The organism is Cobetia sp. SIMBA_158 (assembly GCF_046566945.1).
GTDB classification, from domain to species: domain Bacteria; phylum Pseudomonadota; class Gammaproteobacteria; order Pseudomonadales; family Halomonadaceae; genus Cobetia; species Cobetia amphilecti.
In genome coordinates this window covers 1-24,020 of record NZ_JAWJYL010000017.1, presented here as the reverse complement: position 1 = coordinate 24,020, position 24,020 = coordinate 1, and the positions used below count along the sequence as shown (strand labels likewise).

Annotated in this window: 20 protein-coding genes; 9 read left to right on the top strand and 11 right to left on the bottom strand. The window is 63.6% G+C overall.

Features of this window, described 5'->3' with window-relative positions; translation table 11 throughout:
* Positions 1-16: 16 nt before the first annotated feature.
* The 3 genes from R2R70_RS17525 to R2R70_RS17515 all read right to left on the bottom strand — a co-directional run bounded on the left by R2R70_RS17525 (position 17) and on the right by R2R70_RS17515 (position 3,247).
* Entirely contained in the window at positions 17-2,140 is a 2,124-nt protein-coding gene (locus tag R2R70_RS17525; RefSeq protein WP_410978618.1) for a cache domain-containing protein, read from the bottom strand.
* A 121-nt stretch (positions 2,141-2,261) separates the two neighbouring features.
* On the bottom strand, positions 2,262-2,699 hold the full coding sequence (locus tag R2R70_RS17520) for a hypothetical protein (protein ID WP_410978617.1): 438 nt from the start codon (positions 2,697-2,699) through the stop codon (positions 2,262-2,264).
* Positions 2,699-3,247 (bottom strand): hypothetical protein, encoded by a 549-nt coding sequence (locus R2R70_RS17515; protein WP_107335651.1) that lies wholly within the window; start codon positions 3,245-3,247, stop codon positions 2,699-2,701. Before R2R70_RS17515 ends, R2R70_RS17520 begins: the two co-directional genes overlap by 1 nt.
* 487 nt (positions 3,248-3,734) lie before the next feature.
* Between R2R70_RS17515 and R2R70_RS17510 the strand changes: the two genes are divergently transcribed.
* From R2R70_RS17510 to R2R70_RS17500, 3 genes are all read left to right on the top strand, one after another.
* On the top strand, positions 3,735-5,732 hold the full coding sequence (locus R2R70_RS17510; protein WP_410978616.1) for a BCCT family transporter: 1,998 nt from the start codon (positions 3,735-3,737) through the stop codon (positions 5,730-5,732).
* A 364-nt stretch (positions 5,733-6,096) separates the two neighbouring features.
* Positions 6,097-6,576, top strand: a complete 480-nt coding sequence (locus tag R2R70_RS17505) for a Dps family protein (protein WP_043333228.1) — start codon at positions 6,097-6,099, stop codon at positions 6,574-6,576.
* Between the two features lie 199 nt (positions 6,577-6,775).
* A complete protein-coding gene (locus tag R2R70_RS17500) occupies positions 6,776-7,888 on the top strand; it encodes an App1 family protein (protein WP_410978615.1) in 1,113 nt (370 codons plus the stop codon).
* 135 nt (positions 7,889-8,023) lie between these two features.
* On the opposite strand, the gene R2R70_RS17495 is transcribed toward R2R70_RS17500, so the two are convergent.
* The 5 genes from R2R70_RS17495 to rmuC form a co-directional block, all read right to left on the bottom strand.
* Entirely contained in the window at positions 8,024-8,497 is a 474-nt protein-coding gene (locus R2R70_RS17495; RefSeq protein ID WP_410978614.1) for a DoxX family protein, read from the bottom strand.
* Between the two features lie 77 nt (positions 8,498-8,574).
* Complete coding sequence (locus R2R70_RS17490) at positions 8,575-9,381, bottom strand: putative DNA-binding domain-containing protein (protein WP_410978613.1); 807 nt, start codon at positions 9,379-9,381, stop codon at positions 8,575-8,577.
* Positions 9,378-10,304, bottom strand: coding sequence for a DUF692 family multinuclear iron-containing protein (locus R2R70_RS17485; RefSeq protein ID WP_410978612.1), 927 nt, complete (start codon positions 10,302-10,304; stop codon positions 9,378-9,380). The genes R2R70_RS17490 and R2R70_RS17485 overlap by 4 nt, the downstream gene beginning before the upstream one ends.
* Before the next feature lie 109 nt (positions 10,305-10,413).
* Positions 10,414-10,710 carry a DUF2282 domain-containing protein gene (locus R2R70_RS17480; RefSeq protein ID WP_043333233.1) on the bottom strand — a complete coding sequence of 99 codons (297 nt, stop codon included), beginning with the start codon at positions 10,708-10,710 and terminating at the stop codon, positions 10,414-10,416.
* A 234-nt stretch (positions 10,711-10,944) separates the two neighbouring features.
* A complete protein-coding gene (gene rmuC / locus R2R70_RS17475; RefSeq protein WP_410978611.1) occupies positions 10,945-12,801 on the bottom strand; it encodes a DNA recombination protein RmuC in 1,857 nt (618 codons plus the stop codon).
* Between the two features lie 216 nt (positions 12,802-13,017).
* Between rmuC and R2R70_RS17470 the strand changes: the two genes are divergently transcribed.
* Both R2R70_RS17470 and R2R70_RS17465 read left to right on the top strand, forming a co-directional pair.
* Positions 13,018-13,605, top strand: a complete 588-nt coding sequence (locus tag R2R70_RS17470; RefSeq protein WP_043333235.1) for a type 1 glutamine amidotransferase domain-containing protein — start codon at positions 13,018-13,020, stop codon at positions 13,603-13,605.
* Between the two features lie 405 nt (positions 13,606-14,010).
* On the top strand, positions 14,011-14,424 hold the full coding sequence (locus R2R70_RS17465) for a hypothetical protein (RefSeq protein ID WP_410978610.1): 414 nt from the start codon (positions 14,011-14,013) through the stop codon (positions 14,422-14,424).
* A 133-nt stretch (positions 14,425-14,557) separates the two neighbouring features.
* Here R2R70_RS17465 and R2R70_RS17460 read toward each other — a convergent pair whose 3' ends face one another.
* The gene (locus tag R2R70_RS17460; RefSeq protein WP_248379790.1) at positions 14,558-16,024 is read right to left on the bottom strand and encodes an aminoacyl-histidine dipeptidase; all 1,467 of its coding nucleotides are present in this window, start codon (positions 16,022-16,024) and stop codon (positions 14,558-14,560) included.
* Positions 16,025-16,380: 356 nt separating this feature from the next.
* The gene (locus tag R2R70_RS17455; RefSeq protein WP_410978609.1) at positions 16,381-18,720 is read right to left on the bottom strand and encodes a tRNA(Met) cytidine acetyltransferase TmcA; all 2,340 of its coding nucleotides are present in this window, start codon (positions 18,718-18,720) and stop codon (positions 16,381-16,383) included.
* A 312-nt stretch (positions 18,721-19,032) separates the two neighbouring features.
* Between R2R70_RS17455 and R2R70_RS17450 the strand changes: the two genes are divergently transcribed.
* From R2R70_RS17450 to R2R70_RS17435, 4 genes are all read left to right on the top strand, one after another.
* Positions 19,033-19,593, top strand: coding sequence for an iron transporter (locus R2R70_RS17450; RefSeq protein ID WP_107335659.1), 561 nt, complete (start codon positions 19,033-19,035; stop codon positions 19,591-19,593).
* A 177-nt stretch (positions 19,594-19,770) separates the two neighbouring features.
* Positions 19,771-20,175 (top strand): cupredoxin domain-containing protein, encoded by a 405-nt coding sequence (locus R2R70_RS17445; protein ID WP_410978608.1) that lies wholly within the window; start codon positions 19,771-19,773, stop codon positions 20,173-20,175.
* A gap of 76 nt (positions 20,176-20,251) precedes the next feature.
* Positions 20,252-21,112: an FTR1 family protein gene (locus R2R70_RS17440; protein ID WP_107335660.1), complete on the top strand. Its 861-nt coding sequence runs from the start codon at positions 20,252-20,254 to the stop codon at positions 21,110-21,112.
* 41 nt (positions 21,113-21,153) lie between these two features.
* The gene (locus R2R70_RS17435) at positions 21,154-22,632 is read left to right on the top strand and encodes a 4Fe-4S binding protein (protein WP_410978607.1); all 1,479 of its coding nucleotides are present in this window, start codon (positions 21,154-21,156) and stop codon (positions 22,630-22,632) included.
* A gap of 127 nt (positions 22,633-22,759) precedes the next feature.
* Here the strand turns inward: R2R70_RS17435 and R2R70_RS17430 are convergent, their stop codons facing one another.
* Entirely contained in the window at positions 22,760-23,884 is a 1,125-nt protein-coding gene (locus R2R70_RS17430) for a hypothetical protein (protein ID WP_410978606.1), read from the bottom strand.
* Between the last annotated feature and the right edge of the window lie 136 nt (positions 23,885-24,020).

The window sequence follows — 24,020 nt, the reverse complement described above, 5'->3', positions numbered from 1 at the left end:
TCGTGCGTATACCCCGTCATGTCACGGATTGCTGCCCGCTGCCGTGTTGTTCGGTGCCGTGTTGTTCGGTGCCGTCGGCTGCATGCGTTGCCTCCGACGCCGGCGTGCGTAGCCACAATTCGAAGCAGGCGCCGCCCAGCGCAGAGCCCTCAGCCAGCAAGGAGCCCTCAGCCGGTTCAGACACAGAAGCGCCATCGGCCAGACGCAGCAGGCCACCGAGGTCGCGCGCCAGGCCATAACTCAGAAACAGCCCCATCCCCATGCCCTCGCCGACCTCGCGTGTGGTGGTGAAAGGATCAAACAGCGTGGCACGCAGCGCAGGGTCGATGCCGGGGCCGTTGTCCTCGATGCGCAGACATCCGCCCGGCTGCCCCTCAAGACTGGCCACTGCCGGCCAGGCCTGCCAACTGAGGCGCAGTCGCGGAGCCGCGCCCTCGTCGCTCTGCTCGTCATCCGGCTCGTCGCTCTGCTGATCAGCCTGCTGTGCTTTCTGCTGCCCTTCCAGCGCATCGAGCGCATTGCGGATCAGGTTGGTCAGCAACTGCTCGAGACGCACCTGTTCACCCATCACGATGATGTCCCGGGGCAGCGCGTCCTGCTCCACCGTCAGGTCGAGGGCGGTGACTCGCTCGGCGAGCAGTTCCAGTGCGAAGTCGATGCGCGGCGCCAGCGCCAGGGCGACGGGCGCCTGCTGACTGGCCGGGCGCACGAAGACCCGCAACTGGCGAATCATGTCCGCCAGGCGCTCGGACAGCTCACTGATGCGCGTGAAGTTGCTGGCGGCGGATTCGGCGGCACGCGCGGTCAGCTCGGGGCGCGTTGCGGCGGAGGCGATGCCCCGCGCCAGCAGTTTGCCGCCGCTGGCGGCGTAGGTGCGAATGCCGACCAGCGGCTGATTGAGCTCATGAGCGATACCGGCCGCCATGGTACCCAGCGCGGCCAGCTTGCCGGCCTGCACCAGCTCGTCACGCGTGGCCTCGAGTTCGCGCGAGCGCTGGGCGACCCGCTCCTCGAGGCGCTCGTTGATCTCGCGCATCATCACCGCTTCACGCCGAATCAGCCCCAGACGCGCCTGACGCTCGCGCATCCACAGCGCCATCATCGCCAGCCCCAGGATCACGGCGAGCCCGACCAGCACCACATTGCGCGCCTGGATATAGAGTGGCCGCAGCGGCATCAGAAAATGCAGCTGCCAGCCCAGCGGCCCGCTGGCCAGCGACTCATCCAGATAGCGCTGGCCCATCGCCGCCGTCGGCAGCCGCGCGATCTCCGACGCCGCCAGCTCATGGTTGTCGCCCAGCACCAGGCTGCCGTCCTCCAGCTCCCGCGACAGCGGTGTCAGCGGCGCACCGCGAAACTGCTGCTGTGCCCGAATGCTGTCCAGCGCCTGCGGCTCGATCGCCTCCAGCGCGCGATATTTCCAGTTGCGCCGCGAGGCCAGCAGCACGATGCGATTGGCATCGGCGAGCAGCACCGTCTCCCCCGCCTGCCGCCAGGTATCCTCCAGCGCCTCCAGCGAGACCTTGACCACCATGACGCCCAGCGGCTCGCCATCGGCCCCGAGTACCGGCGCCGAGACGAAATAGCCGGGACGCCCGGTGGTATTGCCGACGGCGAAGAACTCGCCGCGCCCGCGCGCCAGGGCATCGATGAAATAAGGGCGGTAGTCGTAGCGATAGCCGACGAAGCTGTCTGGCTCATCGAAGTTGCTCGCGGCCACGGTCATGCCGTCGCGGTCGGTCAGGAAGATGGCCGCCGCGCCGGAGGCACGCGCGACACGCCGCAGATGCTGGTTGAGATCGCTGCTCGAACCGAGGGGAGCGGCGGCACTGGCGGCGTCGCGTTCGTCTGAGGAGGCAACAGGCGGCGTTGCCGCAGGCGGGACGTCCGGCTCACCGAGGGCGATGCGCACACGGGCCTGGCGAGCCAGCAATTCCGGCAGCCACTGGAAGCGCGACAACTCGGCATTCAGCGTGCTGGCGTAGAAATTCAGGCGAGTCGCGGCGTGCTGGCGAGCATCACGCTCGCCACGCGCCAGCTCCCAATGCCAGAGAGCAAACAAGGCCATCAGCCCGGCCAGCAGACTGGCCGAGAGCGCCAACCAGGCCAGACGCCGACGGCGCAGAGCACTCAGCGTCATGGGCCATCACACCGCGCGAGCGCGGGCTCGCCCAGGCTCCGGTACTGCCCGGCGAAATGATGGACAAGGCCAGAGAGGCGGCGCTGAGGGCCGCCTCGTGGGGTTGCCATGCGTGAGGCGGTCACGGCGCGCCGATCACCGGCACGGTGCGCGCATCCAGGGCCACGGCGACCTCCACCAGCAGGTTGTCGAGGCGGCCCGGCGCGATATCGGCACCATTGCTGTCACCGCTCACGCTGAGCCGAATCTGGCCGTTGACCTCGCTCACCCAGGCTTCCAGCGCCAGCGGCGGCCGGGCAGCGTAGCTGGCATCGAGACGCTCGAGGTCAGGGTCTGCGCGCTCGATGATGAAGCCACGCTCCGCCAGCGTCGTCAGCAGGGTGACGAAGACCTGCTGGGAGGTCAGGGTACCGCTGTTGGGGGCGATCACCGCGGTGCGCGAGTCCGGCGCATGGGTCGGCTGATTCATGCAGCCACCCAGCACCAGCAGGCCGGCGAGCAGCGTCGCGAGCCCCAGACGTTGGCACAGCGAGCGTGGAGATGCCTTGCGCATGTTCATCAGCGAACCTCCCGTGGATCACGACCCGCCAGCGCAGCCTGCAGCTGACGCTCGATCTGGCGGCAGCTGTCGCTGTCATTGTGAGGACGGGCATCGATGACGTAGCCGCCCTGATTGATGACCTGCTCATCGCGGATCACACGCACGCGCTCATCCGGCGCGACCAGCGAGATGCGCTCGAAGCTGATCGGGTCATCCCGGAAGGTGTCGTTGCCGACGCCCACGCCGAAGTCATTGCCCGCCGCGACGCCATAGCCCACCGAGAAGCCGATGCGCGAGCCGAAGGGCCCATCGATCGCGCCCAGGCCCGGCTGGTCCACCTTGCGCTCACCCGTCACCACGCCCAGCGCCTGTTCGCTCTCGCGGATCTTGTAGCCACGGGCCTCGACGACCTGCGCCGCGGCACGCAACCACTGATTGGCATCGCCCTCACGCGGGAAGATGCAGGCCTCGGGCAGGCCAGCGCTGTCATTCGCGGCCAGCGGGTCCTTGCCGGACAGGGCCGAGCAACCGCTCAGCAGCACCAGCCCCACTGCGAGCAATGTCATGCGCGGCAGTCGTGAGCGCGCTGACGTGTCAGCCACGCTTGGCCGCGTGGGAAATTCGGGAAGTCGATGGAGCATGCGAACGTCTCCGGTCAGCCACTTGAGCCGGCGCGGCATCACGATTTTCACACCATGAGACACGCCAGAGGCACTAGACTGACACATAAGTCTTGTAGGGTTTCTGCATAATTATGGTATCGAGACAGCGGGATACCCTGGATGCAGGAAGCCTCATCTTAGCGCCCAGCCATGCCAGCGCCTACCGTATCCAGCCCCCGACAATGCAAGCCAAGACCGTACCGCCATTGCCATTTTGCACGATGTTCACGCAACGCCAGCACTGTCAGGGCCGCTCGCTCGGCGCGTAAACCGCCGGTCAGCGCGCGCAACACTGGTTACATATGGAAACGATATCGCGCGGACAACTCACGACGCTACAGGTTCAATAAGTTACCATTATCGACGAATAGGCAATCAGGGAGAGAAATTTATGTCAGAAAATGCCGACCAGCCCACGGTCGCCAAGATCAATCCGCCAGTCTTCTTCGGCTCCGCCGTGGTGATTCTGGCGTTCGTGATCTTTACGGTCGCCATGCCGGATACCGCGCAGACCGCCTTCGGTCATGTCCAGACTTGGATCATCGACACCGTCGGCTGGTTCTACCTGCTGGCCATGGGCGTGTTCGTGATCTTCACGCTGGGTCTCGCCTTCTCGAGCTATGGCGACATCAAGCTGGGGCCAGACCATTCCGAGCCTGATTTCAGCTACGGCTCCTGGTTCGCGATGCTGTTTTCCGCGGGCATGGGCATCGGCCTGATGTTCTACGGCGTCGCCGAGCCTGTCTTCCACTTCACTGCGCCTCCGGTCGGCGATGCCGGCACCGTCGAGGCCGCCCGTGAAGCCATGAAGACCACCTTCTTCCACTGGGGCATCCACGCCTGGGGCGTCTATGCCGTGGTGGCGCTGGCGCTGGCCTACTTCAGCTTCCGCCACAACCTGCCGCTGCGCATCAGCTCTGCGCTGTATCCGCTGATCGGCAAGCGCATCCATGGCCCGATCGGCCATGCCGTCGATATCTTCGCCGTCTTCGGCACCATGTTCGGGGTCGCGACCTCGCTGGGTCTGGGCGTGTTGCAGGTCAGCTCCGGTCTGCATTACCTGTTCGATATCGACAACAACCTGACCACTCAGATCATCCTGATCGCCATCATCACCTGTCTGGCGACCGTTTCCGTGGTCATGGGTCTGGACGGCGGCATCCGTCGTCTCTCCGAGCTGAACCTTGGCCTGGCACTGGCGCTGATGCTGTTCGTGCTGTGCGTGGGTCCGACCATCTTCCTGCTGCAGACGCTGATCCAGAACATCGGTGGCTATCTCAGCGAAGTGGTCGACAAGACCTTCAACATGTTCGCCTATATCCCGGAAGATGGCCCGTCCAAGTGGCTGGGTGGCTGGACCCTGTTCTACTGGGGCTGGTGGATCGCGTGGTCCCCGTTCGTGGGCATGTTCATCGCACGTGTCTCGCGTGGCCGCACCATCCGTGAATTCGTCTACGGCGTGCTGTTCGTGCCGATGGGCTTCACCTTCCTGTGGCTGACCTTCTTCGGCGACAGCGCCCTGCACATGCTGCTGACCGATACTGCGGGCAACCTGGCAGAAGCGGTCTCCGCCGATGCATCCGTGGCACTGTTCAAGTTCTTGGAGCTGTTCCCGTTCGGTAGCATCACCTCCATGCTGGCCACCGTGCTGGTGGTGACCTTCTTCGTCACCTCCTCGGATTCCGGCTCGCTGGTCATCGACATGCTGACCTCCAAGGAAGGTGACGAATCTCCGGTCTGGCAGCGTGTCTTCTGGGCCTTCTCCGAAGGTTTCGTTGCCGTGGCGCTGCTGATGGCAGGTGGTCTGGGCGCACTGCAGACCGCCTCGCTGGCCTCTGCCCTGCCGTTCGCGATCATCCTGATGTTCGTCTGCTATGGCCTGCTCAAGGCACTGCGTCTCGAGGGCGTCAAGCAACGCTCCATGCAGCACCTGAGCAACACGCCGGGCCACACCGCCGGTGGTGCACGCAGCTGGCAGAAGCGCGTCCAGACCCTGGTCGAGACGCCGCGTCAGAAGAACGTCGAGCAGTACCTGATCAACACCGTCACGCCGGCACTGGCGGATGTCGCGAAGGAATTCGAGGCCCAGGGCCTGGATACTCGCGTCAATGACGAGGAAGACCGCAGCTATCTGCAGGTCAGCCACGGCGAGGAAGTCGACTTCGTCTACGGTGTGCGGGTGCGCGAATATGCAGCACCGGCCTTCGCGCTGCGCAACGTCAAGCGCAAGGGCACCAGCGACGTGGAACGCCAGTACCGCGCCGAGGTCTTCCTGCGTGAAGGTGGCCAGACCTATGACGTCATGGGTTACACCAAGGAGCAGGTGATCGGCGACGTGCTGGACCAGTACGAGAAGCACATGCACTTCCTGCACATGGCGCGCAACTGACGCCTGAGCGTTGCAGAAGTGATGACAGCTGATGACATGGCTGTCGCAAAGGCCCCGCCCCGTGCGGGGCCTTTGCGTATGTGGCCGAAATCAGAATGTCCGAGCCGACGACATTGGCCGCAATATCCGTGTGCGACCTTGAAAACCGCGTGCGCGCACCACATCTCTTTCCAAGCATTCATCTACGGCTTGAGGGTGGTGCGCCGGCGACGATAGGGGTGGCCGATGAGGGCGATACAGTGAATTCGTTACCCTGCATCCCGCCCAGCCTCTACACTGGTGGCATACTGGCAGCACGGCTCGCCACCTGCATCTCCACTTTCCCCACAATGCCGTTCACTTCACATTTTTCAGGAGAGTCTTCATGTCCAACGATACCAATGCCATCGGCCTGCACACTGCCAGCGCCACTCAGCTGGCCGAGCACCTCAACATCCTGCTGGCCAACTACCAGACCTTCTACATGAATGCCCGTGGTTACCACTGGAACGTGAAGGGCAACCAGTTCTTCGAGCTGCACGTGAAGTTCGAGGAAACCTACACCGACCTGCTGACCAAGGTCGACGAGATCGCCGAGCGTATCCTGACCCTGGGTCACGAGCCGCTGCACGCCTACAGTGACTACGCGCGCGTCGCCACCATCAAGGAAGACACCCACGTCAGCGACGGCACGGCTTGCGTCAAGGGCCTGCTGACCGGTTACAAGTCCCTGATCGAACTGCAGCGCGAGATCATGTCCGTCGCGTCTGACGCCGACGATGAAGGTACCGCTTCACTGGTCGGTGACTACATCCGCGAGCAGGAAAAGACCGTGTGGATGCTGTCCGCCTACCTGGGCGAGTAAGCGCTCAAGCCAATGCAGCGCCAGGACATGGCAGCGCGGATCTCTGATGCTGCTGCCTGACGCTGTACTTGACTGACACTGGGCCGCGAGGCATTCGCGCAGTGTGAACGCCGCCTTTCGACCCTGCACACGCGGGACTCGAAAGGCGGCGTTGTCATGTGGCCATGAAGGCCCGCCAGATACCGACCAGGAGGGTTGCATGTCACTGCCGCTGACACGTCTGCTACGCAAGCTGCTGCATGTGGCTGCCAAGCCCATGCGCCACGCCCAGGGCAAGGATGGCTACGTCATTCACGCCTATCGTGGCTACGGCTCGCACAGCGAAGCCTTTCTGATGGGGCGCATCTTCCGCCAGCCCGGCTCACGCAGTCAGCTGGCTCCCGGCGCCGGGCGCGACCTGATGGATGTCGGTCGTCGCATGCTGCGCTGGGGCAAGAGCGGCGTCGAAGTAGAGGTCGCGCTGGGGGACAACCGCACCACCGCCATCACCGACCGCGATGGCTACTTCAGCGTACATCTGCCGCTCGATGAGCCGCTGGAGCACCAGGGCCAGTGGCATACCGCCCGCATCACCGCGTGTCCGCCGAAGCAGCCCCCGGTGGAGGGCGAGGCGCAGGTCTATCTGCCGCCCATCAGCACGCGCCTCGGGGTGATCAGCGATATCGACGACACCGTGATGTACACCGGTGTCGCCAACAAGCTCAAGATGCTTTACCGCCTGTTCATCGAGTCCGCCGAGCGGCGCACCGCCTTCCCCGGCGTGGCCGCCCTCTATCAGGCGCTGCATGAGGGTGATGACGGCCAGCAGCAGCGCCCGCTGCTCTATGTGTCGCGTGGTCCGTGGAGCATCTACGAGATGCTGGAGGTCTTTTTCCAGCACAACCGCATTCCGGTCGGGCCGATCCTGTTCCTGCGCGAGTGGGGTCTGACGCTGCAACGCCCGCTGCCCAGACGCTCCGAAGACCACAAGCAGGCGCTGATCGAGAAGATGCTCGGCCTGTATGACGGGATGCAGTTCCTGCTCATCGGCGACAGCGGCCAGCATGACCCGGAAGTCTACGCCGAGGTCGTGCGCCGCTATCCCGGTCGCATCTGCGCGATCTACATTCGCCAGATAGGCGATTCGGACTCGCGCAAGGCCGAGCTGGACCGGCTCGGCGAGGAGCTGGCCGCGCTCGGCTGCGTGATGCTGTTGAGCACCGACAGCCTCGACATGGCGCACCACGCGCATGCCAACGGCTACATCGATGCCGCCAGCGTCGAGATGGTACGTGCCGAGATCGAGCATCAACTCGCCGACGAGCCGGCCTGAGCGCCTCGATAGCCAGCGGATAGATAGCTGGCACTATCGCGGTACTACAACGCAAGACGGAGACCCCAGGGTCTCCGTCTTGCGTTGTGCGCGACTGATATGAGCCTCACCGAACGACTCAGCCGAATGACGGCCTCAGGCGATGCGTGAGCGAATCAGCTGATCGAGCGACAGGCGTCCCGGCCCCTGCAATACCAGCACCAGCAGGCTGGACAGCCACAGGCCGTGGGTCACCCAGGCATGGGGATAGACGAACAGCTGGATGGTCAGCGTCATGACGGCAAGCCCCAGCGCCGCGAAGCGCGTCCCCAGCCCCAACCACAGCATCAGCGGGAACAGGTGCTCGGCGATGGTCGCCAGCCAGGCAGCCAGTATCGGCGAGACCAGCGGCAGGGCGTATTCATGCTCGAACAGAAAGAAGGTGCTGTCCTTGATCGTGAAGCCATCGACCTTGGTCTGCGCCGACATGAAGAATACCGCGCCGACCACGATACGCATCAGGATCAACAGCGCATCCATGCGCAGGTTTTCCAGCCAGACGAACACTTTCAGGACCTGCCCCGCCACACCGGTACGAACCGCAGGCGTCGTTGATGATTCAAGGCTCATGATGAGGCCTCCTCAAGGGTGCGCCAGGGCGCTAAAAAGGGGAATGATTGGCTTGTAATGACCTGCTTGATGCGCGACTAATCCAGCGCCAGGAACACACCGCTTGCCAGCAATGGTGCCAGTAACTGCCCAAGCTCCTGCTCGGGGTGCGCGTCCGCGAGCCGAGCTGCCGCGTCCGCCAGCGTCTCCCCCGCCAGCAGCAGCTCGAGCAGCAAGGATGCGGCCTCGCACAGCACCGTGACCTGCACCTCCAGCGCCGGGCGCGTGATCAAGATCCGCTCCGGCCGCGCGATATCCAGCCCTTCAAGGGTCGCGCCGGCATCCTGATGACGCTGCCAGATCTCGAGCACCGCATGCTCCAGGTGCAGCAGACAAGCCGCGGGGTGCGCCGAGAACCTGAGTTCCATCACCGCCTCCGGCGGCAACCCCGCCAGCTGGGTCGGCACCAGGGCTTCGGCGTCCGCCGCGTGATAAGCCACCAGACGAGCGGCCTCGAGGCGGGCCAGGTCCACCGCATAGAACGGCAGCTGAGCGGCCGACACCTGACGCGTCTCGACCAGCGTGGTCAGGGTCGTGTGCAGGGTCTCGGCAAGCCCGACCCCGTACTCCATCATCAGCGGTGAGCGCGGCAGATGCTGGCGGGAATGATCGTGGGCCAGGGCCGCAAAGAAGCGCTCACCCACCACCTGTCGAGTCACCGGATAGGCCTCTTCCAGCGCACTGATCAGGCTGGCCCAGACATTGTTGCGATAGACATCGATGCGCTGCTGATGGCCTGCCTCGATACCGGGCAGCGCGGCATCAGGCTGGGTAAGTGCCTCGATGAAGGCGCGCTGCCAATCGGGCTGGCGCTCAGCGCTGGCATGCCGCTCGAGAGAGGTCATTGGCCGCCCTCCATGCCGGAGCGCGTCAGCTGCTGCGCCCGTGTGCTGTGCAGCAACGCCTGAGCGCGCGTGGTCTGCCCCAGCAAGACCTCCAGCGCCGGCACCTGGGTGTCCCATTCAATCAGCGTCGGACGCGGCCCGATGCGATTGATGAAGTCGGCATACAGCGCCCAGACCTCATCGCAGACCGGCGCGCCATGGTTGTCGATCAGCAGGCCTTCACGCGAGTCCTCGCCATGCCCCGCCAGATGGATCTCCCCGACGGCGTGGCCCGGAATTGACTCCAGCCAGGCCGCGGGATCGATCCCGATGTTGTGCGCCGAGACGAAGACATTGTTGACGTCGATCAGCAGTCCGCAGCCACTGCGCTCGACCAGGCGAGTGAGGAAATGCGTCTCGGGAATCAGTTCCGCCCCCAGCTCGCGCGCATCGAAACGCAGATAGTGGGCGGGATTCTCGATCAATACCTGACGGCCCAGGGTGTCCTGCAACTGCATCAGGTTATCGCTGACCCGTGCCAGCATCGCGTCCGTCAGCGGTACCGGCAGCAGGTCGTTGTAGAAGTGGCCGCTATGGCCGGCCCAGGCCAGGTGTTCTGACACGCTGGTGGGCGGGTGACGCTCGCAGAGCGTTCTGAGGCGCGCCAGATGCGTGGCATCCAGCGGGCGCTCCGATGCCAGCGACAGGCCGACACCATGAATCGAGAGCGGATACTCCTGCAGCGCATCCAGCCGGGCATGGGGTGCCCCGCCGGCGCCCATGTAGTTCTCGGCATGAATCTCGAGAAACCCCAGCGCCGGGCGCGACGACATCAGCTCACGCACATGCTGCGCCTTGAGGCTGATACCGACGGCCATCTCGTCGAGGGACGGATAGGCCGTACCGAAATCCGGACTGCCGGAGGAAGGGGATGGCTGGTGCATGAAGACCTCTCGAGGCGGCGAACATCCGGTGGCGGCGTGGCGCCAGGCCACCGGACGTCAAGTTCGGGGGGATGCTCGGGGAGTCCGAGCCAGCCCCGAGGCGTGTTGCTTACTTGATTTCTTCCAGGCTGCCGGTGCCATTCGGCGTTTCAATGGAGGTGCAGGTGCCTTCCGGAACCAGCTTCCAGGCATTGCCCTGATAATCGACGGTGGAAGTCCCGGCACATGAAGTACCCGGGCCGGCGGCGCAGTCATTCTCACCGGCCAGCGACACGCCGTAGCACTTTTCCATACCCGCCGCGTGGGCCGGGAGGGAGACGACAGCGGTAGACAGAGCGACAGCGGTTCCGAGTGCGGAGGCTAGGGCAAAAGCGGTCTTGGCGGACTTGTTCGTCTTGGTAGACATGGACACATCTCCTGAGAAAATGCTCTTTAATGAGCCAAACGTTATTTATCTATCACTTTCGCCCCTGCGCTGCGGGCTCAATCCAACTTACGGGGGGCTTGGGGAGATGGATGCAGAAAAAATCGAAATTCTTGCCGCGACTCGACAATATCGCGCAGACCGCACTCCCCTCATCGCATGCGGAAACGATACCCCGCGCTTGCGTTGACCTCGCCATGCAGGCGATGAGGGCGATCAGCTATCGCCCTGCCACTTGCGCTCCATGAGCTCCCAGCGCGAGAGCGACGCAGGCGCCTGCCCTGCCTCGGTGTCCAGTGTCTCTGTGTCCAATGCCTCGGCATCCGGCGCTTCGGCACCCGGCGCTCCGGCGACATCCTGGCCTTCGCTGGCTGCCGGTTCTTCACTGGCAGGCGGCTCGGGCGCGGGCTGGCGATCAAGCGCCGACGGCGCGGATGTCGGCGGCTGATCCAGCGCCTGCTCGGGTTGATGCAGGGTGTCACGCGACTGGCGCACCAGCGCTTCCGGCAGCGGCTTCTTCATGCGCGCGCCGAGTTCCAGCAGCTCCTCGGCACGGCTGATCAGGTTGCCGCGCCCGCTGGCCAGCCGCTTCATGGCGGTATCATGCGCCTCGCGCGTGCGTCCCAGTTGAGTGCCCAGCTCCTCGAGGGATTCTGCGAGGCCGCGGAACTTGTCGAGCAGCGCTCCCGCGCGCTCCCCGATCACGCGCGCATTGTCGTTCTGGCGCTCCAGACTCCACAGACTCGCCACGGTGCGCAGGCTGGCCAGCAAGGTGGTCGGCGTCACCATCACCACGCCCTGGGTGAAGGCGTCCTGGAACAGGCTGTCATCGTGTTCGAAGGCCAGCGCGAAGGCCGGCTCCATCGGCAGGAACAGGAACACGAAGTCCGGCGAGCCCAGCCCCTCGATGGCGGGATAATTGCGCCGCGCCAGCCCGGTGACATGGCCGCGCACCGAGGTCAGATGCGCGCGCAGTGCGCGTGCTCGCGTCACGTCGTCCTCGGCGTTGACGTACTCGGTGTAGGCGGTCAGCGAGACCTTGGCATCGATGATCAGATGCTTGTTGTCCGGCAGGTAGACGATGGCATCCGGACGCTGGCGTCCGCCCTCACCGGTGAACGACACCTCGCGCTTGAACTCGATGCCATCACGCAGGCCGGAGCGCTCCAGCACGGTCTCCAGAATCATCTCGCCCCAGTTGCCCTGCATCTTGCTGTCGCCCTTGAGCGCCCGCGACAGGTTAGCTGCCTCCTCAGTGATCTGGCGGTTGAGCCCCGCCAGCTGGTCGAGCTGACTCTTGAGACTGGTGCGCTCGCGCACCTCCTCGCCATGCAGCTGCTCGAGGCGCTGGCGGAAGTCGCCGACCTGCTCACGAAACGGCTTGAGCAGCTGCTCGAGCTGGGCGCCACTGGCGGCGGTGAAGCGCTGCTGGCGCTCCTCGAACACCTTGCCCGCCAGCTGCTCGAATTCCTGACTCAGACGCTCGCGCGACTCGTTGAGCAATGCCAGCTGCTGCTCGTGATGGCTGGCCTCCTGACGCTGACGCGTCACCAGCGAGGCATGTGTCTCGCGCAGCTCGGCGTAGCGCTCGCTCAGTGTCTCGAGACGCTCCTCGCGCTCCAGCAGCTGCGCCTCCAGCACTTCCTGCTGGCGGGTCAGGCTGCGTGCCAGCGTCTGCTGTTCACTCAGGGCGCGTGACTGTTCATCCAGGCGCCCCTGCAGCGATTCGCGCAGCGTGGCGAGCTGCTCCGTCAGGGCATCACGCGCCTGGCGCGCCTCCTCCAGCGACTGGCTCAGATAGCGTTGCTGCTGCTCCGCCTGCTGCCCGTCCAGCGCGGCACGTTGCTCAATCAGGGCCGCCCGCTGCTCGGCCTGTTGCTGGCGCTCACGCGACTCGTCCAGCGAGGCCTGCCACGTCTGCTGCATCGACTGTTGCTCCTCCTCACTGCTTTCCTGCAGCGCATGGAGCTGCTCGCGGGTTCGCCGCCAGCCCAACCCCAGGGCCAACGACAGCATCAACAGCACGCCGACCAGCAACCACATCACGGCGGAAGATTCAGAAAGCAGCGACATCGGGCACTCCATGGCCTGTGAAAACGCAGCGGGGTCACCCCCCTTGAAAGTCAGTATCGCGCATCCATGTCTTGAGTGTCAGGGCACGAAAGGACGGGAACTGCCTGCCATCATCGAGCGATGCTCACTGCGGTGAGTGACGTACGCCGAGAGCAGAATTCTCCCCTTCTCTGCCCAGCACGCTCGCAAGAGCCGAAGCACGGAAAGGAGATTCGCATGACACAGCAGACCGATCAGCAGACACGTCAACAACTGCAAGGTAAGCGCGTGGCCATTCTCGCGACCCATGGCTTCGAGGAATCCGAGCTCGCGGTGCCGCGTGCCGCACTGCAGGAGGCGGGCGTCGAGGTAGATATCGTCTCGCCGGAGAAAGACGGCATTCGTGCCTGGGCCGAAACCGACTGGGGCGAGAAGTACCAGGTCGACACCCCGCTCAGCGATGCCAGCGAACACGACTATCACGGCCTGGTGCTACCGGGTGGCCTGTTCAATCCGGACACCCTGCGTCAGGACGAGAGCGCACTGAGCTTCGTGCGCAGCTTCTTCCAGGCCCACAAGCCGGTCGCCGCCATCTGTCACGCGCCGTGGATCCTGATCGATGCCGGCGTCGTCGAAGGCCGTCAGATGACCTCCTTCCCCTCCGTCGCCCAGGACCTGAAGAATGCCGGTGCCGAGTGGCAGGACAGCGAAGTGGTGTGTGACAGCGCGCTGGTCACCAGCCGCAAGCCAGCAGACCTTGATGCGTTCAACGCCAAGCTGCTCGAGGAACTGGCCGAAGGCAAGCACCAACATCAGCACGCCTGAGGTCGCAAGCCAGACAGTCGCAAGCCAGACAGTCGCAAGCCAGAGAGCTGCAAGCTCTGAAGCTTGAACAGACAGACGCCCCTGCCACTTCGGCAGGGGCGTTTTCGTTGTCTCAAGGGCGCAATCCGGTGCCTTGGCGGCAGAAGTGAAGTGTCCTCGCAGCACTGGCTTAACCCCTCATGCCCGAGGATCGTTGGCCACTCTGCAGCCGTGCATCCCAGAACCTCATTGCGAGCAACCACTTACGCTACAGGCAACGCAATCTGGTCAACTCAGCTCCACAACAACACACCGAGCGACTCACAGAGACATTAGCGAACGCCTTTCGTAAAAGGCGCTGCGACACGATATTCTGACGACAAGGATCCTCTTGGGTGACTGACCGACCATACGGGAGACCGCCCCATGCATATCTCTACCTTGAACACAGCCCTTACGTCTCTGCTGCCTTCCCTGCTGCTGGGACTGACGCTGATGCTCGCCACGCCGACGCTGGTCGCCGCGGATGATCGCCATCGCGCGCAGGGCCAGCACAGCGAGCGCCACAGCACGCCGCAGAGTCGCCACGAGGCGATCAAGCGCCGCCACCTCAGGATGTTCGACGAGCCGCGCGTGGAGCGCCATCACTCGCGCCAGCACTCTCGTCATGACGTCCGCCGCCATGTCCCCAAGCGCCGCTACCATCAGCATGGGCGCCTTGAACACGACCGCTACCGCCCGTACTACTACCAGAACCATGATTCCGGGCGGCATGGCATCCGCCGCTACCATAACGGCGTGAGCATCGGCATTCCGGCGATCCGCATCAATATCAACTGAGCTGGCGCACTCTCATCAGGCCACGCCAGCGCCTGATGCCCAGAGATAACGACGCCCAGAGATGACGACGCCCCCGCAGGCTGACCTGCGGGGGCGTCGTTCGTCTACGTGACGAGTCTTGCCTGAGAGTTGATCAAGCGGCCTTGGCAGGCTCGGCGAGTTCGGTGATCAGGCCCTTGAGCACCTGCCAGAATTCACCGACCGACTCGACCTCGACCCGCTCGCTGGGCGAGTGGGCACCGCGAATCAGCGGCCCGAAGGAGATCATCTCGAGCTGGGGATACTTGGCCCCCAGAATGCCGCACTCGAGTCCGGCATGGATGACCTTGATCTCCGGCGCGCGGCCGGTGACGCTCTCGTGCAGGCTGCAGAAGCGCGCCAGCAGCTGCGCATCCGGCGCCGGCTGCCAACCCGGATAGGCATTCTCGGCCACGGTGGTCGCGCCGATCAGCGCAAAGAGCCCACGAATGCGTTGCTCCATCATGGTCACGGCATCATCGCGCAGCGAACGCACCAGCGCGCAGAGATGGAAGCGCCCCTCGCGCAGCTGCACCACGCCGAGGTTGTTGGAGGTTTCCACCACGCCTTCCACCGCCGCGCTCATGCGCTCGACCCCGTAGGGCGCGGCATCCAGCACCGCGACCAGCCGCTGGGTGTCCTCGACGGACAGCGCGTTCTCGGCATTGCCACGGGTCACGCTGAGCGAGACATCCGGGTCCGTCTCGCGCAGCTCATCGCGAATCTGGGCCTCGAAGTCCGCGAGGCGCTGGCGCGCGGCGGCGACGCGCTCGTCATAGATCACCACGCCGACCGTGGCCTCACGCGGCAAGGCATTGCGCAGCGTACCGCCAGACCAGCTGACCAGACGCGGCTTGAACTCGGCCAGCGCGACCAGCGCGCGTGACATCAGGCGATTGGCATTGCCGCGACCACGATGGATATCGAGCCCGGAATGGCCGCCGACCAGGCCACCGATGGTCAGCTCCAGCTCCGCTTCGGCATCCTTCAGGGACGAGGTGGCAAACTCGTGGGCGACATTGATGTCCGCGCCACCGGCACAGCCGATATAGACCTGTCCGCGGTCTTCCGAATCCAGATTGAGCAGGTAGCGCCCCTCCAGCCAGTTCTCGGCCAGATTCAGCGCGCCACCCATCGAGGTTTCCTCCTCGAGGGTGAACAGCGCTTCCAGCGGGCCGTGCACGAGGCTGTCGTCTTCGAGAACGGCCAGCGCCGCCGCGACGCCGAGACCGTTGTCGGCCCCCAGAGTGGTGCCGCGCGCCTTGAGCCAGCCGTCTTCCAGATAGGTGTCGAGGGAATCACGCGTGAAGTCGTGATCACTGTCGCTGGCCGCCTGGGCGACCATGTCGAGATGGCCCTGCAGCACGATGCCCGCTGCGCTCTCATGGCCGGGGGTGGCGGGCTTGCGCAGACGCAGGTTGCCGAAAGCGTCGCGATCATGGGCGAGACCACGCGCTTCGGCCCAGTCGATCAGATAGGCCACCAGCGCGGCTTCATGCCCGGACGGGCGCGGGATATTGCACAGAGTGCGGAAATGACGCCAGAGGATGGCGGGGTCCAACGTATCGATATGCTCATTCATGGCGAAGATTCCTGTTCTTGTCATCAATGAGCATACGGAACAGCGGACGGGCGTGGCTAGTGGTTGTCGACGCCTATCGATCAGCGACTTCGAATATGCAAGGATGACAATCACGACCCTGCTGACAGCTGCATGCCATTCCCCACCTTCATCGGAGCCTTTATGCCTCGTCGACTACTGCTGCTGACCGCCATCTCCGCCACTGCCGGCCTGCTGATGCTGAGTGGCTGCTCGCCGATTCCTGACATGCCCGGCCCGATCGGCATTCCGGGCCTCTGAGCCGCGACCGGTCGCTCTGCTCTTGTCAGACAGGCTTGACCGATGCTCATGTCAGATGAGCTTGTCAGACGGCCTTGTCATTCGCTCTTTTCGATCAAGCGCCCGGCGGCCGCTCGGCACCAGCGATCGCGCGCCTTGCGGCCCACGATGCCCAGCCCCTCGGCCCAGCTGATGAAGGCAGGTGCATCCTGTCCGCCCAGCGCCAGCACCAGCCCGTGACGCGACGCCTCATCGAGTCGTGCAGGCTCACAGGCCTCGAGCGCTGTCTCGAGCCACGGCCGCACCAGCGCCAGCCCCCCGCCACCACGGCGATACCAGTCCAGTCGCTGCGCGCATGCGGCTGGCGTCAGCGTGGCCAGATCTGCCTCACTTCCTCGCTGCCGCAGCCTGTCGGCCAAGACGAGCGGCAAGCCGTGCAGCTCATGCGCGAGCAGGCTGGGCAGCAGGCGCTGGAAGTCCTGCTGCAGCGCGCCGAGCAAGGCATCCTGCGCCAACTGCCCGCGCGGCGCAGATTCGCCACTCCCGCTCTCGCCGATGGCCTTGCCCATCATCACCGCGTGCTCGCCACTGGCGGCATCGCGCTTGAGGCCCATGCGCAGCGGCACGAAGCCCTGCGCCAGCCAGAAGGCGACCAGATCGGCCTCGGCCCCGAAGCTGGTGCCGAGCCGCGTGACGCCTGCCGCCAGCGCCTGCTGCTCGAGCGCCTTGAGCAAGCGTGCGCCCTGGCCACGCCGCCATAGCGCGGGATGCACCGCGATGCGCAGCACCCGCCACCAGCGGGCTTCGGCGGCGCCCTGGTGGCCTGCATGCGCCGCCAGCGACTGTGCCAGCAGATGCCCACGCGGACGCCGCTTGCCGCACCAGATGTCATGCGCCAGAGGCGTCGGGAAGCCGCCCTCCTCGACGGCGGCCACCACCCCCAGCCAGGCATCGCGCCCAGTCGTGACGTCGCGCTGACGAATCGCCATCAGCGTGAGCCCCGGCGTGTCGAGCAGCTGGCGCAGGTCCGCCGGTGTGGTGCGGTAATGCGCCTGCACCAGCAGGCCGAACAGCTGCCGCAACGCCGCCTCATCACGCGCCAATACATCACGCTCCAGTACGACAATGTCGCAGCCCTCCAACCACTGCTGAGCATTCTTCGCGCATGGCTCAGGCAGCTCAGGCAGCTCAGGCGGCTGCGCCGAGAGCAGCAGCAGGTCATCGGTCAATGCTTCCAGCGGGTCGCCGGGCGCCCAGCGCACGGGCGTCGTCATCTCCAGCGCCTGCCAGCCGGGACACTGACGCTCGAGATGATGGCGAAACCGCAGCTGGAAGCCGCGCCCGGTGCCTTCATAGCCATGCACGGTGGTGGCGAAGGCGATGCGCGGAAAATGCGCCAGATAGCCTTTCAGCAATGGCGTGGGGATGGCGGCGGCCTCATCGACGAACAGCCGCGGCAGCACCTCATCGTGGCAGGCGAGGCGAGCCGCCTCGATGGCATCCGGCGCCAGAAAGCGCAGTTCGCTGCCGGAAGCCGTGTCGCCCTCCGCCTGTCCAACCGGCAGCCGAAAGACATTGCCCGCGCGCCGCCCCCGGGGCAGCAGGGCTGCCAGGCGTTCGAAGATCGCGCTGACCGCCGCAGGGCGCGGCGCCGTCAGCCAGACATCCTCCCCCGCTGCCAGACAGCGCGCCGCCGCGATGCCCAGCGCGCCACTCTTGCCACGCCCGCGATCGGCGCTGATCACCACGGGCCGCGCAGGCGCCAGTGCCTCCAGCGCAGCCACGCTGGCGGCCTGGTCCTGCGTCAGGCAGTCACTGTCGGCGATGGCGTCTGCTCGCGCCGCCTGATTGCCGCTATCCAGCGATGGCGCAGGCAAGTGTCCGCCCTGTGCCCAGTGCAGCACACTGGCGTGCGATGAGAGGCGCCGCGCCAGCCGCGCCAGATAGCGTGCCGTCAGCTGCTGCCGCTCGAAGGGCCAGTGAGCCAGACGCGCATGATCGCCATCCGGCACTGGCGCAGGGTCTGCCGCGGCCCAGGCGGCAGGCGTCATCAGTACCAGCAGGCCCCCCGCCTTCAGGGTGCCGGCCACGGCGCCGAAGGCATCGGGGTCGAAGCCCGTCGCCGGCTGCGCCGCATCGAAGATGACCAATGACTGCTCACCGCCCAGCTGGGTGGCGGCCTTGGCCATCGCCAGCGCACGCACCGGCGTCGCGCCCGCTGTCGACAAGGCTTCACCTGTGCCCAGCCACAGCGGAGCAGGCTCAGGCGCTGGCCACCGCTCACAGATCGCCTGCGCGGCGCCAGTGGGGTCATCGCCGCTGATCCACAGGCAGGCACGCTGACGCCGCGCGAGCAGATGTTGATGCAGCGTTCGGCACCACGCCTCGAGGGCGGGCAGGTCAATGCGAGAAGGAGAATCTGAAGGAGGAGTCGTCATGTCGCGCAGCATGCCGCATGGCAGCGCGCCAGACCAGATGAGCAGACCAGATGGTGCGAGAAACTCGCGAGGCAGCCGTGTGGCAATCGTGAGGCCGTCGTGAGAAAGTCGCGACCTGCTCGGCGCTGCCGCCAGGCCTGCCACCCGCCCCTGTTACTTGAGAAGAAGCTCGTGCTTACTTGAGAAGAAGCTCATGCTCATACAACGCCCCGTTGCAAGATGAGCAACGCAAGCGGCGCAGGGATGAGAATGGTTATATTTAGGCTTATCGGGATAATGAAGCTCCACTTCCCATCATTGCGAGTCCCCCCGATGCCACAGCGTCACTCCCTCACCACTGCTCTGCCCCGCGCGCTCAAGCCTTGCCTGCTCGCCCTGAGCCTGGCGGCAACATTCGTGGCGGGTCAGGCCTCGGCACTGGAATACCCGATCGGCACGCCGGTCAAGGAAGGCGGCATGGAAATCGCTGCGGTCTACCTGCAGCCGGTGGTGATGGCCCCGGCCGGCAAGCTGCCTGCCAATCAGGCCGATATCCACCTGGAAGCCGATATCCACGCGCTGATGGAAAACGACAACGGCTTCGCGCCGGGCGACTGGATTCCCTATCTCGGCATTCACTACACCCTGACCAGGCAGGGTGGCAAGGCGCCGATCGAAGGCGAGCTGGTGCCGATGATCGCCAATGACGGCACCCACTACGGCAAGAACGTCAAACTGGATGGCCCGGGCAAGTACCACCTGACCTTCGAGATCCAGCATCCGGACATGCCGCGTCATATCGACAAGGAAACCGGCGTCGCCGAGTGGCCGCAGACCATCACCACCGACTACGACTTCGTCTATGCCGGCGTCGGCAAGAAAGGCGGCTACTGAGCGCCGCTCTGTCCTTGCTGCATGTCCCTGAATGTCTGCATCCCGTGAGGCGGCCATTGCCGCTTGCTCCTTCGATGGCCGCCTGTGCTGACCTGCACTCGCGGCCATTGGTCGCTCTACCACCAGCGCCTTGTGCTGGTGTCAGTGTGCGCTTTCCCTCATCGTCCGGAGTGTCCCATGCGCCTGACCTCTTTCTTGCCCTCCCTCTTGCCCTCTCGCCTGCCCCGTCGAGCAAGCGCCCTGCTGCCCGCGCTCGCCATGTTGCTCGTCGCCCTTTTGCTCGTCGCTCTGCTGCCTCGACCGGCAGCCGCCAGCGACATGCCGTCCTACGACCTGACCCTCGACAACGGCAAGCTCATCCCTGAGGTCCTTGAGGTGAAGGCCGGCGAGAAATTCGTCATCCAGCTGCACAACGCGGGCAATACGCCGGCCGAATTCGAGAGCAACTCCCTGCGTAAGGAGAAGGTGCTGGCACCGGGCGTGAAGTCGTTCGTCGTCATCCATCCGCTGCGCGCGGGGAGCTATGACTTCTTCGATGATTTCCACCTGCCGGACGCGCGTGGCAAGGTCGTCGCCGAATAAGCTCGGCCACCCTGTGCCAATGACGCCTTTTTCGTCATCGATGGCGCGCACCGAACGTCAGTAGAAGAGAGTCCGCATGTTTGATCAGATCCTGTTTATCGTCTGGCGTGAAAGCGTCGAAGCCATTCTCGTCATCGGCATCATGCACGCCTGGCTGGTGCAGTCCGGCACCCGCGCGGGCCTGCGCTACCTGTGGGGTGGGGTCGTCGCCGGCTTGGTGCTGGCCGGCCTGATGGGGGCGGCGCTGATGGGCGCCAACACCTGGCTGACCGGCACCGCGCAGGAGGTCTTCCAGGCCGTACTGGTGCTGACCGCCTGCCTGTTGATCACCCAGATGGTGCTGTGGATGCGCACCAAGGGCCGCACGCTCAAGGCAGAACTCGAGAGCGGCCTGGCCAGCGCCGTCTCCTCCGGCAGCTACTGGGGCGTGGCGACGCTGGTTGCCATCGCCGTGGCGCGTGAAGGCGCGGAAACCGTCGTCTTCCTCTACGGCATGGGCGCCGCCAGCCTGCAGTCCGGCGGCATCGCCAGCTTCGCGCTGGCTGCGGGCCTCGGCTTCGCCCTCGCGGTGGCAACCTTCATGGCGCTGCAGCTCGGTTCACGCCTGTTCTCGTGGAAGCTGTTCTTCCGCGTGACCGAAATCCTGCTGTTGCTGCTGGCGGCGTCACTTTTGATGTCGGGCCTCGAGCAGCTGATCGGCCTCGGCTATCTGCCGGCGGGCCTCGACCCGCTGTGGGATTCCAGCTGGCTGCTCGATGATGGCAGCGGCCTCGGCGGACTGCTGGCGACCTTCGCCGGCTATCGCGCCTGGCCTGCCACGACGATGGTGGTCGGCTATCTCGGCTACTGGGTCATCGTCGCAAGCCTCATGAAGCGTCAGCGCAAGAAGGAGCGCGTGGACCAGCGCCGTCAGCTCACTGCCCGCGCGCGCAGCTGAGTCTTGTTCACGCGATCTGCCAGTCAGGAGAAACGATAGTCATGGCCAATTGCGGCTCCAGCCCCCACGGCGACATCGCCAACCTCATCGCCAGTGATGGCGGCACCTCGCCGGGCCGTCAGGCCACGCGCATCGCGCGCTTCGGACAGGCGATGCAGCAGCGGCGTGGTCTGATCCAGCTGGTGCAATGGCTGGTGGTCGGCGTCTATGCCTTCCTGCTGGTGGTGCCGGCCCTGTTGCCACTGCCGGATTACCAGGCGCATATCCTCACCAACCTGACGGTGTTCGCCGAGTTCGTGTTCTGGGGGCTGTGGTGGCCCTTCGTGCTGATCAGCATGGTGCTGATGGGCCGCGTGTGGTGCGGTGTCTTCTGCCCCGAAGGCACCCTGACCGAAGCCGCCAGCCGCATCGGCCTCGGTCGGCCGATTCCCGGCTGGATGCGCTGGGGCGGCTGGCCCTTCGTGGCCTTCCTCGGCACCACGCTGTATGGCCAGCTGGCCAGCGTCTATCAGTACCCGCTGGGCGCACTGGTGGTACTGGGGGGCTCGACGGTGGCCGCGATCATCGTCGGGCTGATCTACGGCAAGGGCACGCGCGTCTGGTGCCGGCAGCTGTGTCCGGTGAATGGCGTTTTCAATCTGCTGGCGCGCCTGTCACCGACCCACTTCCGTACCGACCAGGCCCGCTGGAACGCCCATAATCAGGCTGTCCGTCAGGGCAACGCCGTGCGCATGCACGCCCCTGACTGCGCGCCGCTGATTCCGCTCAAGCAGCTCGACAGCGCCGGTGACTGCCATGTCTGCGGACGCTGCAGCGGCTACAAGAACGCGATGCAGCTGGAGTGGCGTGCGCCGGGCGTGGAGCTGGTCGAGCCGCCGCAGCCGGTGCGCTTCACCCACTACTCGGTGCTGGTGTTCGGCCTGCTCGGCATCGCCATCGGCGCCTTCAGCTGGAGCGCCAGCCCGTGGTTCGTCACCCTCAAGCAGCAGCTGGCCTTCTGGCTGATCGATCACGACCTGATGTGGCCACTGACCACCACCCTGCCGACCTGGATTCTGACCAACTACCCCGAGCACAACGATGTCTTCAACCTGCTCGATGGCAGTCTGATCACGCTGTGGATCGTGGTCGGTGGCGGCCTGCTGGGCGCACTCACCAGCCTGCCGCTGCTGCTGGGCAACTGGCTGATGGGTGGCAAGGCGACGCTGTCACGCCTGTGGCACCTCTCGCTGAGCCTGATTCCGCTGGGCGGACTGGGCGTGTTTCTCGGCCTCTCCGCCACCACCATGACGCTGCTGCGCGGTGACGGCATCAATCTCACCTGGGCCAATGATCTGCGCGCCACCCTGCTGGCACTGGCCTGCCTGTGGGGGCTGCGGCTGGCCTGGCGCATTACCGGTGAGCAGCGCAACGGCGGCCTGCTTGCCGGCAACGCTGCACGGCTGGTCGGTACCGCGAGTGTCGCGCTGGCCTGCCTGCCCGCGCTGGGCATCTGGTATCTGATGTTCTGGGGCTGGTGACGCCCTGCTGGCTGGATGCTGGCTGACTGACTGACTGACAGATGCTCAATGCCTGAAATACAAAGACCCGCCGATTGGCGGGTCTTTGTATTTCTAATTACAACTTGTAAAAAACTTGATGTCTAGCTTACGCTTTAGCTGTATTTATCAATTTTGTAACCTTCTCAATCGCTGAAACCATAACATTAGAATCATGCTTACTCTTTTCCAGCTCTACAGTAGTATGTTTTTTGTCTATCACAAAATTTCTTTCTACTTTGGATAGCTCATCCACTAGTCCATTCAGCGCCTCACTCTGCTTGGAGCTATCAATAGCATACAAAGCCAACAGCCTAGCCTCTATATTAGTTATTTCATTTCGGTAGTACTTAACATCTTTAATTATTTCACGGTATAAACGAAGATAGTAGAAAGCAAAAATCTCCACAAAAAACACAATAGAAATCTTGACTGACATTACCAATAATTCATGCTTAGTAAACCCTAAAGCATAAACCCCTCTGACATCATTGCCGCTATACTGCAGGCCTCCCATTGATAGATATAAAATATACCCAGCTGCTATGGTCAAGACTGAACCGATAATAATATAGATATCGCCTCGCCTAGAAAGCTGAGTAATTTCATTCTCAAGACGAGATGTCATAACTTTAATCAGTAATCGCATTTTATCAAGCGACGAATCATCCTCAATATCATCAGCAGTTCTACTTTGTAGCTTGTCTTCGATCGCTAACCTTTTTTCAGATAATTTTTTTATATCTCTCTCTAGAGTAGACTCGAAGCTAGATAGCTTAGCAGCATTATACAAATCTTCCACATTATGAATAAGTCTATCCTTTTTACTTAAAACCTCACTTCTAATTGAAATATAATCTACAATAAATTTATTTTCATTACTTGCTTCATCGAGCTCATCGCCATTTCTCTTGAAAAACTCAATAGCCTCGATTATATCCTCCATATCACCCAGCTGTGAATTAACCTTAATTAGTTCATCTCTAGGATCGTCAGAGGCAACATAGCTATTAGAAGGCTTAACCCTTAAATACCAATACAACATAGAGATTAAAAGCATTGAAAATAAAAAAACAGCAATGCCTTCAATATACGAACCATTAACTCCATAGTTAACACAAAAATAAAGTATTAAAATTGATCCTATAACATAACACCCCCAAAACAGCAAAAATGATTTCGACTTAGACTCTTGCATACTAATGGCCCTAACTTCGTGAAAACTACTATGCATAGCAACCTCCTTGTTTTTCGAGTATAGTTTTTGAAAGAATAATCAACAAACCTTACACCCCTTGGCCGCAGATTCTGAGTGCAACACCTGAGTTTCCCTGTAAGGTATTGCGCTCATGTCATACTCAGAACTCAGC

What these genes read in the sequence shown, in the direction of transcription:
- R2R70_RS17525 (WP_410978618.1), bottom strand. Translation starts at nt 2,140, where the DNA reads ATGACGCTGAGTGCTCTGCGCCGTCGGCGTCTGGCCTGGTTGGCGCTC.
- R2R70_RS17520 (WP_410978617.1), bottom strand. Translation starts at nt 2,699, where the DNA reads ATGAACATGCGCAAGGCATCTCCACGCTCGCTGTGCCAACGTCTGGGG.
- R2R70_RS17515 (WP_107335651.1), bottom strand. Translation starts at nt 3,247, where the DNA reads ATGACATTGCTCGCAGTGGGGCTGGTGCTGCTGAGCGGTTGCTCGGCC.
- R2R70_RS17510 (WP_410978616.1), top strand. Translation starts at nt 3,735, where the DNA reads ATGTCAGAAAATGCCGACCAGCCCACGGTCGCCAAGATCAATCCGCCA.
- R2R70_RS17505 (WP_043333228.1), top strand. Translation starts at nt 6,097, where the DNA reads ATGTCCAACGATACCAATGCCATCGGCCTGCACACTGCCAGCGCCACT.
- R2R70_RS17500 (WP_410978615.1), top strand. Translation starts at nt 6,776, where the DNA reads ATGTCACTGCCGCTGACACGTCTGCTACGCAAGCTGCTGCATGTGGCT.
- R2R70_RS17495 (WP_410978614.1), bottom strand. Translation starts at nt 8,497, where the DNA reads ATGAGCCTTGAATCATCAACGACGCCTGCGGTTCGTACCGGTGTGGCG.
- R2R70_RS17490 (WP_410978613.1), bottom strand. Translation starts at nt 9,381, where the DNA reads ATGACCTCTCTCGAGCGGCATGCCAGCGCTGAGCGCCAGCCCGATTGG.
- R2R70_RS17485 (WP_410978612.1), bottom strand. Translation starts at nt 10,304, where the DNA reads ATGCACCAGCCATCCCCTTCCTCCGGCAGTCCGGATTTCGGTACGGCC.
- R2R70_RS17480 (WP_043333233.1), bottom strand. Translation starts at nt 10,710, where the DNA reads ATGTCTACCAAGACGAACAAGTCCGCCAAGACCGCTTTTGCCCTAGCC.
- rmuC (WP_410978611.1), bottom strand. Translation starts at nt 12,801, where the DNA reads ATGTCGCTGCTTTCTGAATCTTCCGCCGTGATGTGGTTGCTGGTCGGC.
- R2R70_RS17470 (WP_043333235.1), top strand. Translation starts at nt 13,018, where the DNA reads ATGACACAGCAGACCGATCAGCAGACACGTCAACAACTGCAAGGTAAG.
- R2R70_RS17465 (WP_410978610.1), top strand. Translation starts at nt 14,011, where the DNA reads ATGCATATCTCTACCTTGAACACAGCCCTTACGTCTCTGCTGCCTTCC.
- R2R70_RS17460 (WP_248379790.1), bottom strand. Translation starts at nt 16,024, where the DNA reads ATGAATGAGCATATCGATACGTTGGACCCCGCCATCCTCTGGCGTCAT.
- R2R70_RS17455 (WP_410978609.1), bottom strand. Translation starts at nt 18,720, where the DNA reads ATGACGACTCCTCCTTCAGATTCTCCTTCTCGCATTGACCTGCCCGCC.
- R2R70_RS17450 (WP_107335659.1), top strand. Translation starts at nt 19,033, where the DNA reads ATGCCACAGCGTCACTCCCTCACCACTGCTCTGCCCCGCGCGCTCAAG.
- R2R70_RS17445 (WP_410978608.1), top strand. Translation starts at nt 19,771, where the DNA reads ATGCGCCTGACCTCTTTCTTGCCCTCCCTCTTGCCCTCTCGCCTGCCC.
- R2R70_RS17440 (WP_107335660.1), top strand. Translation starts at nt 20,252, where the DNA reads ATGTTTGATCAGATCCTGTTTATCGTCTGGCGTGAAAGCGTCGAAGCC.
- R2R70_RS17435 (WP_410978607.1), top strand. Translation starts at nt 21,154, where the DNA reads ATGGCCAATTGCGGCTCCAGCCCCCACGGCGACATCGCCAACCTCATC.
- R2R70_RS17430 (WP_410978606.1), bottom strand. Translation starts at nt 23,884, where the DNA reads ATGCATAGTAGTTTTCACGAAGTTAGGGCCATTAGTATGCAAGAGTCT.